Below are 13,523 nucleotides of genomic sequence, written 5' to 3' on the forward strand. Positions count from 1 at the left end.
ACGGTGGCGACCGTATCAGTGCGCACCATGTGTCGGCTCGCCGCACTCCTGGTTCAGCGTTCCCGCGTGATACGCGGCGAGAAACGCGTCGAAGTTGCCGATCTGCGTGCGCTCCAGGTCGGCCTGCCGGCTCAGCGATTCGGCCGCGGTCGCGTCGAAACGCGCCTGGACGTCGGCCGGCAGCGGACGCGCGCGGAACGCCCCGGTATGCGCGAGCGTCTGCCGCATCCCGAACGCGAAGCACGCGCCGCCCGGCTCGTCGCGCAGCGTGTGCAGTGCATCGAGTACGCGCGCCGACGGCGTCGCCTGCGGATCGTCGAGCTTCGCGTATTGCGCGTCGAGCGCGGCGGTCGTGCGCGTGTCGCCGCGCTGCAGATCCAGCACGCCGGCCGCCTCGTTGATTCGCGCAAGCAATTCGTGCGCCCACATGCGCAGCGCGACGCGCTCACCGCCACGCTGCAACTCGAGCCCCGGGCGCCGCCCCTCCCGCGCGACCGCCGCGAAGTTGCGCCGGCACGCGTCCTGCTCGGCACCCGCGAGGCACGGGCTGTCGTCGAGCGCGCAGAACAGCAGGAACGCATCGACAACGCGCAGCGTCGTCTCGGCGACGCCGTGCGGCGCGAACGGATCGATGTCGAGACAGCGCACCTCGACGTATTCGACGCCGCGGCTGCGCAGGGCATCGATCGGCCGCTCGCCGCTGCGCACCGTGCGCTTCGGGCGGATCGACGAGTAAAACTCGTTCTCCATCTGCAGCAAGTGCGTGCTGAGCTGCAGCCATTCTCCGTCGCGCTTCGCGCCGATCGCCTGGTACTCGGGGCACGGCTGCGCGACGGCCCGCGCGAGGCCGTCCAGGTACGCGGGCAGGTTGTCGAGGCACGGCGCGAACGCGCCCTGCACCCGGTTCTGGTAGCCCAGGTCGCTCATCCGCAAGCTCGTCGCGTACGGCAGGTACAGCGTCTGCGCATCGAACGCGTCGAGCCCGTGCCGGTCGCCGGCGACGAAACCCGCGCACAGCGCCGGCGACGCGCCGAACAGATACAGCAGCAGCCAGCCGTAGCGATGGAAATTGCGGATCAGGGCGAGATAGCCTGCCGAGCGCATGTCGCGCGCATCGCGGCCGGCAGGCTCGCATCCGTCGTGCACGTCGCGCAGCAGCGGCCACACGGCATCGGCGAGCGAATAGTTGTAGTGGATCCCGGCGATGCACTGCATCGCCTTGCCGTAGCGGAACGCCAGCCCGCGCCGGTACACGTGCTTCAGGATGCCGATGTTCGACGTGCCGTACCACGCGATCGGAATGCGGCGGTCGTCGTCGAGCGGGCACGGCATCGACTGACTCCACAGCAGCTCGTCGCCGATCGCGCCGCATGCGAAGCGGTGCAGCTCGTCGAGCCGCTCGATCACGTCGGCCGCATCGTGCTGCGGCGGCGTGACGAACTCGAGCAGCGGCTCCGCGTAGTCGGTCGTGATCGACGGGTGCGTGAGCGCCGCGCCGAGCGCGTGCGGGTGTTGCGTCAGCGCGAGCCGGCCGGCGGCATCGACGCGCAGCGTCTCGCGCTCGACGCCGCATAGCCCGTCACCCAGCAGCGGCAGGTGTGCGGCGTCGCTCAGCACGCCGAGCCGGCGGCGGTACGGCGTCGTCATCCATGTGGATCGGGGTGAATCGTGGGTCATTGCGGTCTCCCGGAACGAAATCTGCCGACGCGCCGCTCAGTCGAGCGGGCTCTTCGGCCGCGGCAGGCCGATGTGTTCGCGCAGCGTCGTGCCTTCGTAGCGGGTGCGAAACAGCCCGCGCCGCTGCAGCTCCGGCACCACCATCGTCACGAAGTCGTCGTAGCCGTCAGGCACCGTATAGAACACGACGATGAAGCCGTCGCACGCCTCCGTCATCAGCCACTCCTCCATTTGGTCGGCGATCTCGGATGCGGTGCCGACCATCTCGCCGGTGCCGGATTCGGCCGCCCGCTTCGCCAGCTCGCGCACCGTCAATCCCTCGCGGCGCGCGAGCGCCGCCCATTCGCGCTGGTTGCCCTGCCCCTGTTCCGTGTGCGGCAGCTCGGGCAACGGCTTGTCGGGGTCGAACTTCGAGCAGTCGACGCCGAGCCGGATCGACAGGTTCGGGATGTTGCTGTCCACGTGGACGAGATCGTCCATGTAGCGCTTCTTCGCCAGCGCCTCCGCGCGCGTGCGGCCGACATACACCTGGTTGGCGGGCAGGATCTTCACGTGATCGGGGTTGCGCCCGGCCGCGACCGCGCGCGACTTCACGTCGCGGTAGAACGCCCGGCCCGTCTCGATGCTGCGCGCGTTGCCGAACACCAGATCCGCCGAACGCGCGGCCATGTCGCGCGCTTCCTCCGACGCACCGGCAAGCGCGATCACCGGCCAGCCCTGCACGGGCCGCGCGATGTTCAGCGGCCCCTTGACCGAGAAGAACTTGCCCTTGTGGTTGAGCGGCCGGATCTTGTCGAGATCGGAGAACACCCCCGCCTCCTTGTCCATCACGAGCGCGTGATCGGACCAGCCGTCCCACAGCCCCGTCACGACGTCGAAGAATTCCTCGGCGCGCTCGTAGCGTTCGGCATGGCGCAGCGCGGTCTCGAGACCGAAGTTGAGCGCAGCCTCCGGGTTCACCGTCGTGACGATATTCCAGCCCGCGCGGCCGCCGCTCAGGTGGTCGAGCGATGCGAAGCGGCGCGCAAGCAGGTACGGATCCTCGTAGCTCGTCGTGCCGGTCGCGATCAGGCCGATGCGGTCGGTGCATGCGGCGATCGCCGACAGCATCACGAGCGGGTCGTACGACGTGATCGTGCCGCTGCGCTTGAGCGCATTCGGCGGCATCGGCATCACCGCGAGGTGATCGGCCGTGAAGACCGCGTCGAAACACGCGTGCTCGAGCTTCTGCGCGAGCGACCGGATCACCGGCCAGTTGAAGTTCGCGAGCGTCGGCGCGCTCGGGTGCCGCCACCACGCTGTGTGCAGGCAGATGGGGCGCATGAATCCACCCAGGCAGAGTTGCTTCGTCATACGGGGCTCCTCGTCATTGGAATGCGGTGCGAAACGTGCGGGCCGCGCGCGTGCTGCTCGTGTCGGCGTCAGCGCGCGGCGTTGAAGCGGGCGAAGCCGGCCTCGAGGTCGCCGATCAGGTCGTCGGCGTTTTCGAGCCCGATGTGAAAGCGCACGCACGGGCCGCCCGGGTCCCAGTGCGACGCGGTGCGGTACGCACTGCAGTCGAACGGCATCGCGAGGCTTTCATAGCCGCCCCATGAATAACCGAGCCCGAAATACGCGAGCCCCTCGAGCAGCGCGGCGACGGCCTGCGCGGGCGCCGGGCGCAGCACGACGGAGAACAGCCCCGTCGCGCCGCCGAAGTCGCGCACCCACAGCGCATGACCGGGATCGTCCTCGAGCGCCGGATAGCACACGCGCCGCACTTCCGGACGCGCGGCGAGCCAGCGCGCGACGCGCAGCGCGTTCGCCTGGTGCTGGCGAAGCCGCACGCCGAGTGTCCGGATGCCGCGCAGCGTGAGAAACGCGTCGTCCGAGCCGACGCACTGCCCCGTGTCGCGCTGATACTGTTCGAGCGCCGGCAGCGCGCGCGCGGACGCCGACACCATGCCGATCATCACGTCCGCATGACCGGCGAGGTACTTGGTGCCGGCCTGGATCACGAGATCGGCGCCGTGCGCGAACGCGTCGAAGAACAGCGGCGTCGCCCACGTGTTGTCGAACAGCACCGCGAGCCCGCGGTCGCGCGCGAGCGCGGCGAACGCCGGCACGTCGCACAGCTCCATGCTCTGCGACGCGGGCGCTTCGAGATACAGCGCACGTGTGTTCGGCCGGATCAGCGCGGCGAGCGCGTCAACCGACGCGAACGGATCGAAGTAGGTCGTCTCGATGCCCGCGCGCCGCAGCACGCCGTCGCACAGCTGGCGCGCGGGCTTGTACACCGCATCCGTCATCAGCAGATGGTCGCCGGCCGACAGGCACGACGACAGCGCGGTCGTGATTGCGGCAAGCCCCGACGGGCACAGCACGACACCCGCGCCGTGATCGAGCGCGCGCACCGCTTCCTGCAGCGCGGCCGTGGTCGGCGTGCCGCGCCGGCCGTACACGTATGGCTGCGTGTAGCCGAGCAGGTCGGCCACGCTCGGCGCGAGCACCGTCGAGCCGCGATACACCGGCGGGTTGACGAAGCCGTGATGCGCGGCCGGCGCGCGGCCGCCCGTGACGAGCACGGTGTCGACCTGCGCATCGGCCGCCGGATGGTTCGGGGCGGGCCGCACGGTCAGCCCTTCACGATCCGCACGGCGCCGCGCGCCGCGCTCGTCGTCATCGCTGCGTATGCGCGCAACGCGCCCGACACGCGGCGCTGCCGCTTCTCGGGCTGCCACGCACGCGCGCCGCGCTCCTCCATCGCCGCGCGGCGGCGCCGCAGTTCGTCGTCGGACACGAGGACGTTGATCGAGCGGTTCGGGATGTCGATCTCGATCGCGTCGCCGTTCTCGAGCAGCCCGATCTCGCCGCCCTCCGCCGCCTCGGGCGATACGTGCCCGATCGACAGCCCCGAGGAGCCGCCGGAGAAGCGACCGTCGGTGATCAGCGCGCACTGCTTCGCGAGCCCCTTAGATTTCAGGTAGCTGGTCGGATAGAGCATCTCCTGCATGCCCGGACCGCCCCGCGGCCCCTCGTAGCGGACGATCACGATGTCGCCCGGACCAACCTCACCGCCGAGGATGCCTTCGACCGCCTCCTCCTGCCCTTCGAACACGCGCGCGGTGCCGGTGAACTTCAGCATCCCGCCGTCGACGCCCGCGGTCTTCACGATGCAGCCGTCGCGCGCGATGTTGCCGAACAGCACCGCGAGCCCGCCGTCGCGCGAGAACGCGTGCTCGGCATCGCGGATGCAGCCGTTCGCGCGGTCGAGATCGAGTTCGTCGTAGCGGTTGTCCTGGCTGAACGCGACATGCGTGCGCACGCCGCCGGGCGCCGCGCGATAGAAGCGCGACACCGAATCGACGCGGTTGCGCATCACGTCCCAGCGCGCGAGCACGTGCGCGACGCTCGGCGCATGGACGGTCGGCAGCGTCGTGTTCAGCAGCCCCGCGCGATCGAGTTCACCCATGATTCCGATCACGCCGCCGGCCCGGTGCACGTCCTCCATGTGGACGTCCTGCACCGACGGCGCGACCTTGCACAGCACCGGCACGCGGCGCGACAGCCGGTCGATGTCGGCCATCGTGAAGTGCACCTCGCCTTCGTGCGCGGCGGCGAGCAGGTGCAATACCGTATTGGTCGAGCCGCCCATCGCGATGTCGAGCGTCATCGCATTCTCGAACGCATCGCGCGTCGCGATCGAGCGCGGCAGCACGCTCGCGTCGTCCTGCTCGTAGTAGCGGCGCGCGAGATCGACGATCGTGCGCCCGGCCTCGATGAACAGGCGCTTGCGCTCGGCATGCGTCGCAAGCACCGAGCCGTTGCCGGGCAGCGCGAGCCCGAGCGCCTCGGCGAGGCAGTTCATCGAGTTCGCGGTAAACATCCCGGAACACGAGCCGCAGGTCGGGCACGCGACGTTCTCGACCGCACGCACCTCGTCGTCCGTCACCTGGGAGTCGGCCGCCACCACCATTGCGTCGATCAGGTCGAACGCGCGGCGCTTGCCGCGGAACGTCAGCTTGCCGGATTCCATCGGGCCGCCCGACACGAAGATCACCGGGATGTTCAGGCGCATCGCGGCCATCAGCATCCCCGGCGTGATCTTGTCGCAGTTCGAGATGCAGACCATCGCATCCGCGCAGTGCGCGTTCACCATGTACTCGACGCTGTCGGCGATCAGCTCGCGCGACGGCAGGCTGTACAGCATGCCGTCGTGGCCCATCGCGATGCCGTCGTCGATCGCGATCGTGTTGAACTCCTTCGCGACCGCGCCGGCGGCTTCGATCTCGCGCGCGACCAGCTGGCCGAGATCCTTCAGGTGCACGTGACCGGGCACGAACTGCGTGAACGAATTGACGACCGCGATGATCGGTTTGTCGAAATCGGCGTCGGTCATCCCGGTGGCGCGCCACAGGCTGCGCGCGCCTGCCATGTTGCGGCCGTGCGTGGAAGTGCGTGAACGATAGGTGGGCATCGTGATCCTCGGTTGATTCGTTGCGAAATGGGGGCGGGTGGCGGGCTGCCGTCAATGCGGCCTGCCGGCCGCGCCCCAGTTGTTGTCGTTCTTCGCGAGCGTCGGCAGCACGAACGACAGGATCTTTCTCCGGTCGAGATCGGACGACACGCTGAGCTTGTATTCGAGCGCCGTCAGCTTGATCACGATGGACCTAAGCGCCTGGGTCAGGCGTTCGTAGCCCCCTTCGAAATAGAGTGAGCCGCCACGCTGCGCGATCACGCCGTGACGGGACAGGTAATGAAACAGCGCGACCGACGAGCGCGCGTCGTAGTTGTCGAGCGGCGGCGCCTGCAGCGGGTAGCGGATCAGGCGCTCGGCCAGGATGTACTGGATCGAAGCGCGCAGCACGCGGTCGTCCGAGCGCAGCCGGAACAGCGCGAGGATCGACAGGATGTCGACCCGCAACTCCTCCGCGCCCGCACCGTTGCGCGTGCTCTTCGCATCGAGGTACTCCGGGATCGGCAGGAAGCCGGTGCGATGGTGGTACTCGTGCAGATGGACCCAGATCGCGCTCGCCTGCGTCAGCAACTCGTCGTCCGCCGCGAGCAGATCCGGGAACGCGGTGGGCGACCAGTTCGCTTCGATTGCCGGGCGCGTATGGCGCTTGAAGCGCTCGACGAACTTGTCGATGAAGTAGTACGCCTTGTGATACGCGCGCAGGTCGGCGTCGATGAAGTTCTCGCCGAATACCGCGACCGCGAGCGGATTGAGAAAGCCGTCCGTGCACATGCGGATCTGCACCGGCAGCGCGTTGCCGTCCGGCGCGATCGCGAGTACGCTCGGCGGAATCGGCACGGGCGCGATCGCGGCCGCCTCGAGGAACGCGTCGGCGTTGTAGGGCACGTCGAAGAACCCGAGGATGAAACTCGGGTCCACCGAGTACGTGAGATCGAGAAGGCGCCCCGATGCGAGGCAGCGGTTCTCCAGCGCCACGAGCAGCGCACGCACATGCGGGTTGTCGGCGTAGTCGCCGAGATGCGTGCGTGCGCACTGCGCGATGCGCGCGACGTCGGTGCGAAAACCACCGGCGAGGATCTCGCCGCGGCAGCGGTTGGTGGCTAGTACGATTTCGCGTTTCATGTCGGTCATCCTGTCGGCACGCGTCGTCACACGACGCGGAACTCCCGCTGCAGATAGACGAGCGTGTCGTCGTCGGGCACCGCACAGTGCAGCGCCACCACTTCGCCGACCAGCAGCTCATGCGTCGCCGCGCTCATCGACGCGACGAGCCGGCAGTCGAGCGCGATGCGCGCGCTCGCCAGCACCGGCGCGCGCGTCGCAAGCTCGCCCCACTCGCCCACCGTGAAGCGCGCGTCGCGCTCGTGCGCGGTCCTGCCCGCGAACACGTCGGCGAGAAACCGGTCGGCGGCGCCGAGCGTGTTCACGCAGAACACCTCGTTCGCGATCAGCCGCTGCGCCGATACGCTGCCGCGATTGACCGACACGAGCACCGTCGGCGGCGCATCGGACACCGACAGCACGGCGGTCGCCGTCATGCCGCAGCGCCCGGCAGGCCCGTCGCTCGTGAGTACGTGAACGGCCGACGCCACGCGGCACATCGCGTCGCGAAAGCGCTGCGGCGAGGCGCCCATCGACTGGTCGGGGAACAGTGCGGGTTCGTTGTGGATCATGTCCTGTCTCCGTGCATGGGGGAAAAGCCGCGCATCGCTACCGGTTCACCAGCGCTTTCGGCAGCGACAGCGCGAGCAGTCCGCCCAGCGCCATGCAGCCGGCCATCATGTAGAGGCCCGCGTCGTTTGATGCGGTCAGTTGCTTGAGCAGCCCCATCAGATAAGGGCCGAGGAAGCCTGCGAGATTGCCGACGGAATTGATCATCGCGATCCCGGCGGCGGCCGCGGTGCCGCCGAGGAACGCGGTCGGCAGGCTCCAGAACAGCGGAATCGCGGTGAGGATGCCCATCGTCGCGAGCGTCAGCGCCGCGATCGCAAGCCCCGTCTGATGCGCCCAGCCGACCGCGAGCACGAGCCCCACCGTGCCCATCGCACCGGGCACCGCGAGATGCCAGCGGCGCTCGCGAAGGCGATCCGAACTGTGTGCGATCGCGATCATCGCGACCACCGCAAGCGCATACGGCACCGTCGACAGCAGCCCGATCGTCAGCGGATCGGCCACGCCCGTCGCATGGATGAGCGTCGGCAGCCAGAAGCCGACGCCGTACAGGCCGATCACGAACGAGAAGTAGATTGCGCACATCAGCCACACACGCGGATTCGCGAGCACCGCACCGAGCGACAGGTGAGACTTGACCGCGTCCTCGGCATTCACGTTGCGTTCGAGCAGCGCGCGCTCTTCGTCGTTCAGCCACTTCGCCTGCGCGATCCGGTCGTCGAGCAGCGCGTAGACGAGCAAACCCGCGACGATCGACGGCAGCCCTTCGAGCAGATACAGCCACTGCCAGCCGTGCCACCCGTTGATGCCGTCGAACGCCTTCAGGATGTAGCCGGAAATCGGGCCGCCGACGACGCCCGACAGCGCGACGGCCGTCATGAACATCGTCGTGATCCGCCCCCGCCGATGGGCCGGATACCAGTAGGTCAGGTACAGGATCACGCCCGGGAAGAAGCCGGCCTCGGCGGCGCCGAGCAGGAATCGCATCGCGTAGAACGCCGTCGGCGTCGTGACGAACATCGTCAGCGCGGACACCGCGCCCCACGTCACCATGATTCGCGCGATCCAGACGCGTGCGCCGATGCGGTGGAGGATCAGGTTGCTCGGCACCTCGAAGATGAAATAACCGAAGAAGAAGATGCCGGCGCCGAGCCCGTAGGCCGCGTCGGACAGCCCGAGATCGCCTGCCATCTGCAGCTTCGCGAAGCCCACGTTCACGCGGTCGAGATACGACACCAGGTAACAGAACAGCAGCAACGGCATCAGCCGCCACGCGACCTTGCGATAGGCGGCGTCTTCCGACGCCCGCTCTGCGGGCAATAGGGTCGATACGAGCGTCTCCATGATTTTTTTCCTTGTTTGCGATCGATTGTCATTCGTTGCGCACGGCGTCTTGCACGCGTCGCCCGACGGCGGCACCCGCGATCCGGCGCACGAGGCGGCGAGCCGTCCTCCTCCGGTCGGCTCGTTCTCGCATGCGGGGTGCCGCGTGCCGCACGCATGTGTGCGGCACGCCGGGCGGGTGTCGATCCGGCTCGCGGGCGCGGATCAGGTGCGCGTCGGCCTCGCGAGGTCCGTTCGTGGCGTTGCCGCAGATCCGGGGGCTCGTTGTACGTCGTTGTGCCCGGGCGCAGCGTCGCAGGCAACGCGCAAGATGCGCATGACGCGCGGATGGTCGAAAGCCTTGTTCATGTTCAACCTTTTGCTCACATGCCCGCTTAGGGCGCCTTTAAAACGCTCGTCGACGTTCGAAGTCGCGAACGCACCGCTGGATCGGGCGCTCTTGTGGAGCGCTCGATGCCTTGATTCCGTCATGCCGCACGCGGCGGCCGATCGCGCAGCCCCGCCATGTAGGCGACCGTGCGGTCGTGATAGGCCGCCGACACGCCCGCGTCGGCCAGCCCGCGAATCAGCAGGTCGCGGTAGCGCGCGCTCGGCGCGGCGTCGCAATCGAGCGTGACCGCACCGCGATACGTCAGCGCATGTACGCGCCGCCCGCCGGGCTCCAGCACCTCGACCGCGTAGCGGACGTAGCGGCCGAGATGCACGCCTTCGCGACGCTCGAGCGCGTCGAGCATGCGCATCGGCAACCGGTACAGCGCGCCCTCGACGAGCGCACCGGCAGCCGGCTCGATGTTCGCGCAGCAGACCGGCTCGTTGAGCGACGCGTAATTGAACGCGAGGCGATGGCCGTCGAGCCGCGCCGCGCCCGCGAAGTACCTCGCCGCGTCGCAGCCGAGCGACGCCGACAGGCTCGCAAGGTTCATGCATGAGCCGTATGCGAAATACGCGAACGGCTCGTCACGAAGCAGGTCGTCCGGCGTCATCACGACGCGCTCGCGGCATGCGGCGTGCCGAGCACGTAGTGGTCGTAGATCGCCGCGACCGACGCGATCGAGTCGAGCACGAAGTCGCCGATCGGGATGTCGATGCCGAGCGTCTGCTCGATGAACAGCACGAAGTGCACAAGCGACAGCGAATCGAGCAGGTTGGCGTCGAGCAGGTTCGTCTGCGCGGTCACGCGCGCCGGCGCGCCCGGGTCGATCCCGGCCAGAAACGTCTTCACGCTGTCGATCAATTCGTCGAGGCTCATCATCCGCATCACGATCACGCTCCAGAAACGCACGTTCATCCCGGCCCGCGCGCATCGCACTGGCCGGCTTCGCCTTCACCGAACCGCAAGATCCTTCACATCGTCCTTCGCTTTTGACTTTCGACCGGGCGTCATGCACCATGCGACGCGTCGACACGACAAACCCGGTCAGCATCTCAACCAGAGATAAATAGGAGACTTAATCAATATGACAACTCATACACTGTTCTACTGCCCCGGCCATCTTTCGTTTGCACCGCACGTCATCTTGCGCGAGCTGGGCGAACCATTCGAACTCGCACTCGTTTCGATCAAGGACGGTGCGACGCAGAGCGCCGAATTCCGGCAGCTCAACCCGAAAGGCAAGGTGCCCGTACTGCATACCGGCGACGAAGTGCTGACGGAGTCGTCGGCGATCCTGCTCTATCTCGCGTTGCGCTTTCCGCAGGCGCGGCTCGTGCCCGATACCGCGATGGGCCTCGCACGCGCCATCGAGTGGATGAACTGGCTGGCGTCAGTATTGCCCGGAACGGTCGCGCTCAACTTCCATCCGTCGCGTTTCAGCGAAGACCCGGCTGCGCACGACGGCATTCGCGCGAAGGGCCGCGCGGGCATCCTCGCTGCGTATGCGCAGATTGACGAACGGCTCGCGGCGCGCGACTGGGCGCTCGGCGAGCACTACTCGATCGTCGATCCGATGCTGCTGATATTTTTCAAATGGGGGAACATGCTGAAGCTCGACATGCGCGGGTTCGAACATTGGGCCGCGCATACGGAGCGCATGCTCCGCCGCCCTGCCGTCGCGACCGCGTTGTCGGTCGAACAGATCTCGATCTGGGCGTAGCGGCGAAGCCGGGTCGGGTTTGCGCCCGATCCGGAATGCCGCCCGCGTCCGTCGCGTCTCCTTCATCTTCTCAGGTCCTTTTTGCCGCTTTTCTTTGCCTGTTGCGCTGATCCTGCTACACGCGCGCGCACATGCGTCGCGCACGCCGCGGATCGTCCAGGCCCCGGCTCCGGGAACAGGAGCCATGACCGCAATCATGTATGGCGCTCTCTGCGTTCGCGTTGCTGCACCGCTCAGCACACTTTCTGCGATCACATCGAATGCGTGAACAATGCAACATCCATTTCGTGACGTCCAATATATTTTTCGTCTTCCACTAAGTCGTCACGCATATTATTCATCGAGCTGCCGGCGGGTCTTGACCTGCCTGATTTCTTCGTGCCATTTCAATCTTGGAGAAGGGCCTCGGCTGCTTCAGCTGAACAATACCGCTGCTTGAACTCGTGGGGCGGCGGATAGGCCAGACTCGAATGTGGTCGGATGGCATTGTAGTGACGCCGCCACTGCTCGATCACAACTTTCGCTTCCATGCGGGTTCGAAACCATTCCAGGCTCAGGCATTCATCTCGGAACTTGCCGTTGAAGCTCTCGTCCGCGCCGTTCTGCCAAGGCTTGCCGGGGTCGCTGAGTGCCATGTCCATGCCATTCTGTGCAGGCCACCTCAGGATGGCGCTCGATACGAACTCTGAGTCGTTGTCCGAACGCAAGTAACGAAGCGCACCATGAAGGCTGACCAATTGGGACAGGACTTCGATGACACGTCCGGAACGAATCGATCCGGCCACGTCGATTGCCAGGCATTCCCGCGTGTACTCGTCGATCACCGTCAGACACTTCAACTGTTGGCCGTCGGCGCACTCGTCGAATACGAAGTCGTACGCCCAGACATGTCGTGCCGCTGTCGCCGGCTGCGGCCGATAACCAATCTATTATCCGAAGCAGGATCTCGCTGCACCGGCACGACTGCATTGCCCTCACCGAACGCGGCCGAAAATGCCTGCGCGCGGGCTTTCTCGACGCCCCACCGACATCGCTCAGGACAGCATCATCCCCTGCATCCTGTGCGAGAAATGCGCGCGCTCGGCCGTCTCCATCAGCATCAGGAATTCGTCCTGCGTCATGTGAATCAGCGCCTCATGATCGCCGGCCTCGAAATAGACTTCCGGCTGCTGCGCGAGGCGTTCCTCGAGGAACGTCTTCATCCCGTACGCCATGCAGACCGGCGGCAGCGCGCCCATGTCGCAATCCTTGAACAGCTCGCGTAATTCGACCTCCCGGGCGAGCACGAGATGGCGTCCCGTCTTCACCCAGAGGTCCGACAGGCGCACGGCGTGCGTCGTCGGCAGTACGGCGGCGACGTAACCCTCGGCGTCCTCGAGGAGCACGGTTTTCGCGAGGCGATCGCCGGGAATGTGCGCGGCGGCAGCCGTCTCCATGCTCGTATGGCTATAGGGGTGGTACACGACTTCGTACCGCGATGACTTCTGGCGCAGGCAATCCTGCAGGGTGGCTGAGACCGGCATGGCGCACCTCGTCTGGGCAAATCGGGCCAATCGGGCGAACGGCGTTCGCTCCGGATTCGTTCAGCATAGGTCGCATTTCGGCCCAATGGAAACGCCCTTGCGCGGCGCCCCGTGCAGATGGCCCACAGCCGGCCACCGGCCCCTTTTCATCGCTCGCCGCCCTCGCCGGCAGGCGAAATTCCGCCTCGGAACAGGCTTGGGCAGCCCCTCATTTTTGTAGACGAATTTAGGCGGTGCCTGTGTAAAGGCGGATGAGCTCGACAATTGGCCGATGACGAGAAGTTCGACCGTTAGTTGCATTTATCTAGGGAAACAAGAAGATACCGCCCGGATGCGACATTCAAAAGCGCGCCCGCGAATGCCCGCCGGCGCGCCGGCAAACGCCGTGGCCCACGGCTTTCCCGGTGCCCTATACTGAGCCGGCCGCCCACTGTCCCGCGGCGGAAACCGACTCCCGGAGCGATCATGCATTACCAGTTGATCTACGAACTCGTCGACGATTACCTGTCGCGGCGCGACGCATTCCGTGCGGAGCATCTTGCGCTCGCGCAGGCCGCGACCGAGCGCGGCGAACTCGTGCTCGCCGGCGCGCTGGCGGAGCCGGCCGATCAGGCCGTGCTCGTGTTCGAAGGCGATTCGCCGGCAGCGGCCGAATCGTTCGCGCGCGCCGATCCGTACGTGCAGAACGGCCTCGTGAAATCGTGGCGCGTGCGGCCGTGGCGCGTCGTGGTCGGCAAGCACGCGCCGCGGCCGGCGTAA

12 protein-coding genes and 1 pseudogene are annotated in these 13,523 nt (G+C 67.1%); 2 read left to right on the plus strand and 11 right to left on the minus strand.

What is annotated here, in order from left to right; genetic code table 11:
* Window positions 1–15 precede the first annotated feature (15 nt).
* From gshA to QZM72_RS30170, 9 genes are all read right to left on the minus strand, one after another.
* On the minus strand, window positions 16–1,677 hold the full coding sequence (gene gshA / locus QZM72_RS30130) for a glutamate--cysteine ligase (protein WP_301739903.1): 1,662 nt from the start codon (window positions 1,675–1,677) through the stop codon (window positions 16–18).
* A 36-nt stretch (window positions 1,678–1,713) separates the two neighbouring features.
* On the minus strand, window positions 1,714–3,030 hold the full coding sequence (locus QZM72_RS30135) for an LLM class flavin-dependent oxidoreductase (protein WP_021156686.1): 1,317 nt from the start codon (window positions 3,028–3,030) through the stop codon (window positions 1,714–1,716).
* A 68-nt stretch (window positions 3,031–3,098) separates the two neighbouring features.
* On the minus strand, window positions 3,099–4,289 hold the full coding sequence (metC, locus tag QZM72_RS30140) for a cystathionine beta-lyase (protein WP_089467498.1): 1,191 nt from the start codon (window positions 4,287–4,289) through the stop codon (window positions 3,099–3,101).
* Window positions 4,290–4,291: 2 nt separating this feature from the next.
* Window positions 4,292–6,133 carry a dihydroxy-acid dehydratase gene (ilvD, locus tag QZM72_RS30145; RefSeq protein ID WP_089467499.1) on the minus strand — a complete coding sequence of 614 codons (1,842 nt, stop codon included), beginning with the start codon at window positions 6,131–6,133 and terminating at the stop codon, window positions 4,292–4,294.
* A gap of 51 nt (window positions 6,134–6,184) precedes the next feature.
* On the minus strand, window positions 6,185–7,255 hold the full coding sequence (locus QZM72_RS30150) for a DUF6421 family protein (protein ID WP_226144601.1): 1,071 nt from the start codon (window positions 7,253–7,255) through the stop codon (window positions 6,185–6,187).
* Window positions 7,256–7,281: 26 nt separating this feature from the next.
* On the minus strand, window positions 7,282–7,806 hold the full coding sequence (locus QZM72_RS30155; RefSeq protein WP_089467500.1) for a flavin reductase: 525 nt from the start codon (window positions 7,804–7,806) through the stop codon (window positions 7,282–7,284).
* A gap of 37 nt (window positions 7,807–7,843) precedes the next feature.
* Window positions 7,844–9,148, minus strand: coding sequence for an MFS transporter (locus QZM72_RS30160; protein WP_301739904.1), 1,305 nt, complete (start codon window positions 9,146–9,148; stop codon window positions 7,844–7,846).
* 467 nt (window positions 9,149–9,615) lie between these two features.
* Window positions 9,616–10,131, minus strand: coding sequence for a gamma-glutamylcyclotransferase family protein (locus tag QZM72_RS30165; RefSeq protein ID WP_301739918.1), 516 nt, complete (start codon window positions 10,129–10,131; stop codon window positions 9,616–9,618).
* Window positions 10,131–10,436, minus strand: a complete 306-nt coding sequence (locus QZM72_RS30170) for an acyl carrier protein (protein WP_089467503.1) — start codon at window positions 10,434–10,436, stop codon at window positions 10,131–10,133. The genes QZM72_RS30165 and QZM72_RS30170 overlap by 1 nt, the downstream gene beginning before the upstream one ends.
* 169 nt (window positions 10,437–10,605) lie before the next feature.
* Here QZM72_RS30170 and QZM72_RS30175 point away from each other — a divergent pair, with 169 nt between their 5' ends.
* Window positions 10,606–11,241 (plus strand): glutathione S-transferase family protein, encoded by a 636-nt coding sequence (locus tag QZM72_RS30175; protein WP_089467504.1) that lies wholly within the window; start codon window positions 10,606–10,608, stop codon window positions 11,239–11,241.
* Between the two features lie 386 nt (window positions 11,242–11,627).
* Here the strand turns inward: QZM72_RS30175 and QZM72_RS30180 are convergent.
* Window positions 11,628–12,158: pseudogene (locus QZM72_RS30180) on the minus strand (integrase core domain-containing protein); the annotation flags it as partial.
* Between the two features lie 117 nt (window positions 12,159–12,275).
* Window positions 12,276–12,764: an aminoacyl-tRNA deacylase gene (locus QZM72_RS30185; protein WP_027784485.1), complete on the minus strand. Its 489-nt coding sequence runs from the start codon at window positions 12,762–12,764 to the stop codon at window positions 12,276–12,278.
* A 465-nt stretch (window positions 12,765–13,229) separates the two neighbouring features.
* Between QZM72_RS30185 and QZM72_RS30190 the strand changes: the two genes are divergently transcribed.
* On the plus strand, window positions 13,230–13,523 hold the full coding sequence (locus tag QZM72_RS30190) for a YciI-like protein (protein ID WP_089467505.1): 294 nt from the start codon (window positions 13,230–13,232) through the stop codon (window positions 13,521–13,523).

Source organism: Burkholderia sp. AU45388 (genome assembly GCF_030481585.1).
GTDB classification, from domain to species: domain Bacteria; phylum Pseudomonadota; class Gammaproteobacteria; order Burkholderiales; family Burkholderiaceae; genus Burkholderia; species Burkholderia sola.

Excerpts from the sequence above, each read along its gene's own strand:
- QZM72_RS30150 (WP_226144601.1), bottom strand. The coding sequence starts at position 7,255 with ATGAAACGCGAAATCGTACTAGCCACCAACCGCTGCCGCGGCGAGATC.
- QZM72_RS30165 (WP_301739918.1), bottom strand. The coding sequence starts at position 10,131 with ATGACGCCGGACGACCTGCTTCGTGACGAGCCGTTCGCGTATTTCGCA.
- QZM72_RS30135 (WP_021156686.1), bottom strand. The coding sequence starts at position 3,030 with ATGACGAAGCAACTCTGCCTGGGTGGATTCATGCGCCCCATCTGCCTG.
- QZM72_RS30170 (WP_089467503.1), bottom strand. The coding sequence starts at position 10,436 with ATGAACGTGCGTTTCTGGAGCGTGATCGTGATGCGGATGATGAGCCTC.
- QZM72_RS30175 (WP_089467504.1), top strand. The coding sequence starts at position 10,606 with ATGACAACTCATACACTGTTCTACTGCCCCGGCCATCTTTCGTTTGCA.
- ilvD (WP_089467499.1), bottom strand. The coding sequence starts at position 6,133 with ATGCCCACCTATCGTTCACGCACTTCCACGCACGGCCGCAACATGGCA.
- gshA (WP_301739903.1), bottom strand. The coding sequence starts at position 1,677 with ATGACCCACGATTCACCCCGATCCACATGGATGACGACGCCGTACCGC.
- QZM72_RS30190 (WP_089467505.1), top strand. The coding sequence starts at position 13,230 with ATGCATTACCAGTTGATCTACGAACTCGTCGACGATTACCTGTCGCGG.
- QZM72_RS30185 (WP_027784485.1), bottom strand. The coding sequence starts at position 12,764 with ATGCCGGTCTCAGCCACCCTGCAGGATTGCCTGCGCCAGAAGTCATCG.
- QZM72_RS30160 (WP_301739904.1), bottom strand. The coding sequence starts at position 9,148 with ATGGAGACGCTCGTATCGACCCTATTGCCCGCAGAGCGGGCGTCGGAA.
- QZM72_RS30155 (WP_089467500.1), bottom strand. The coding sequence starts at position 7,806 with ATGATCCACAACGAACCCGCACTGTTCCCCGACCAGTCGATGGGCGCC.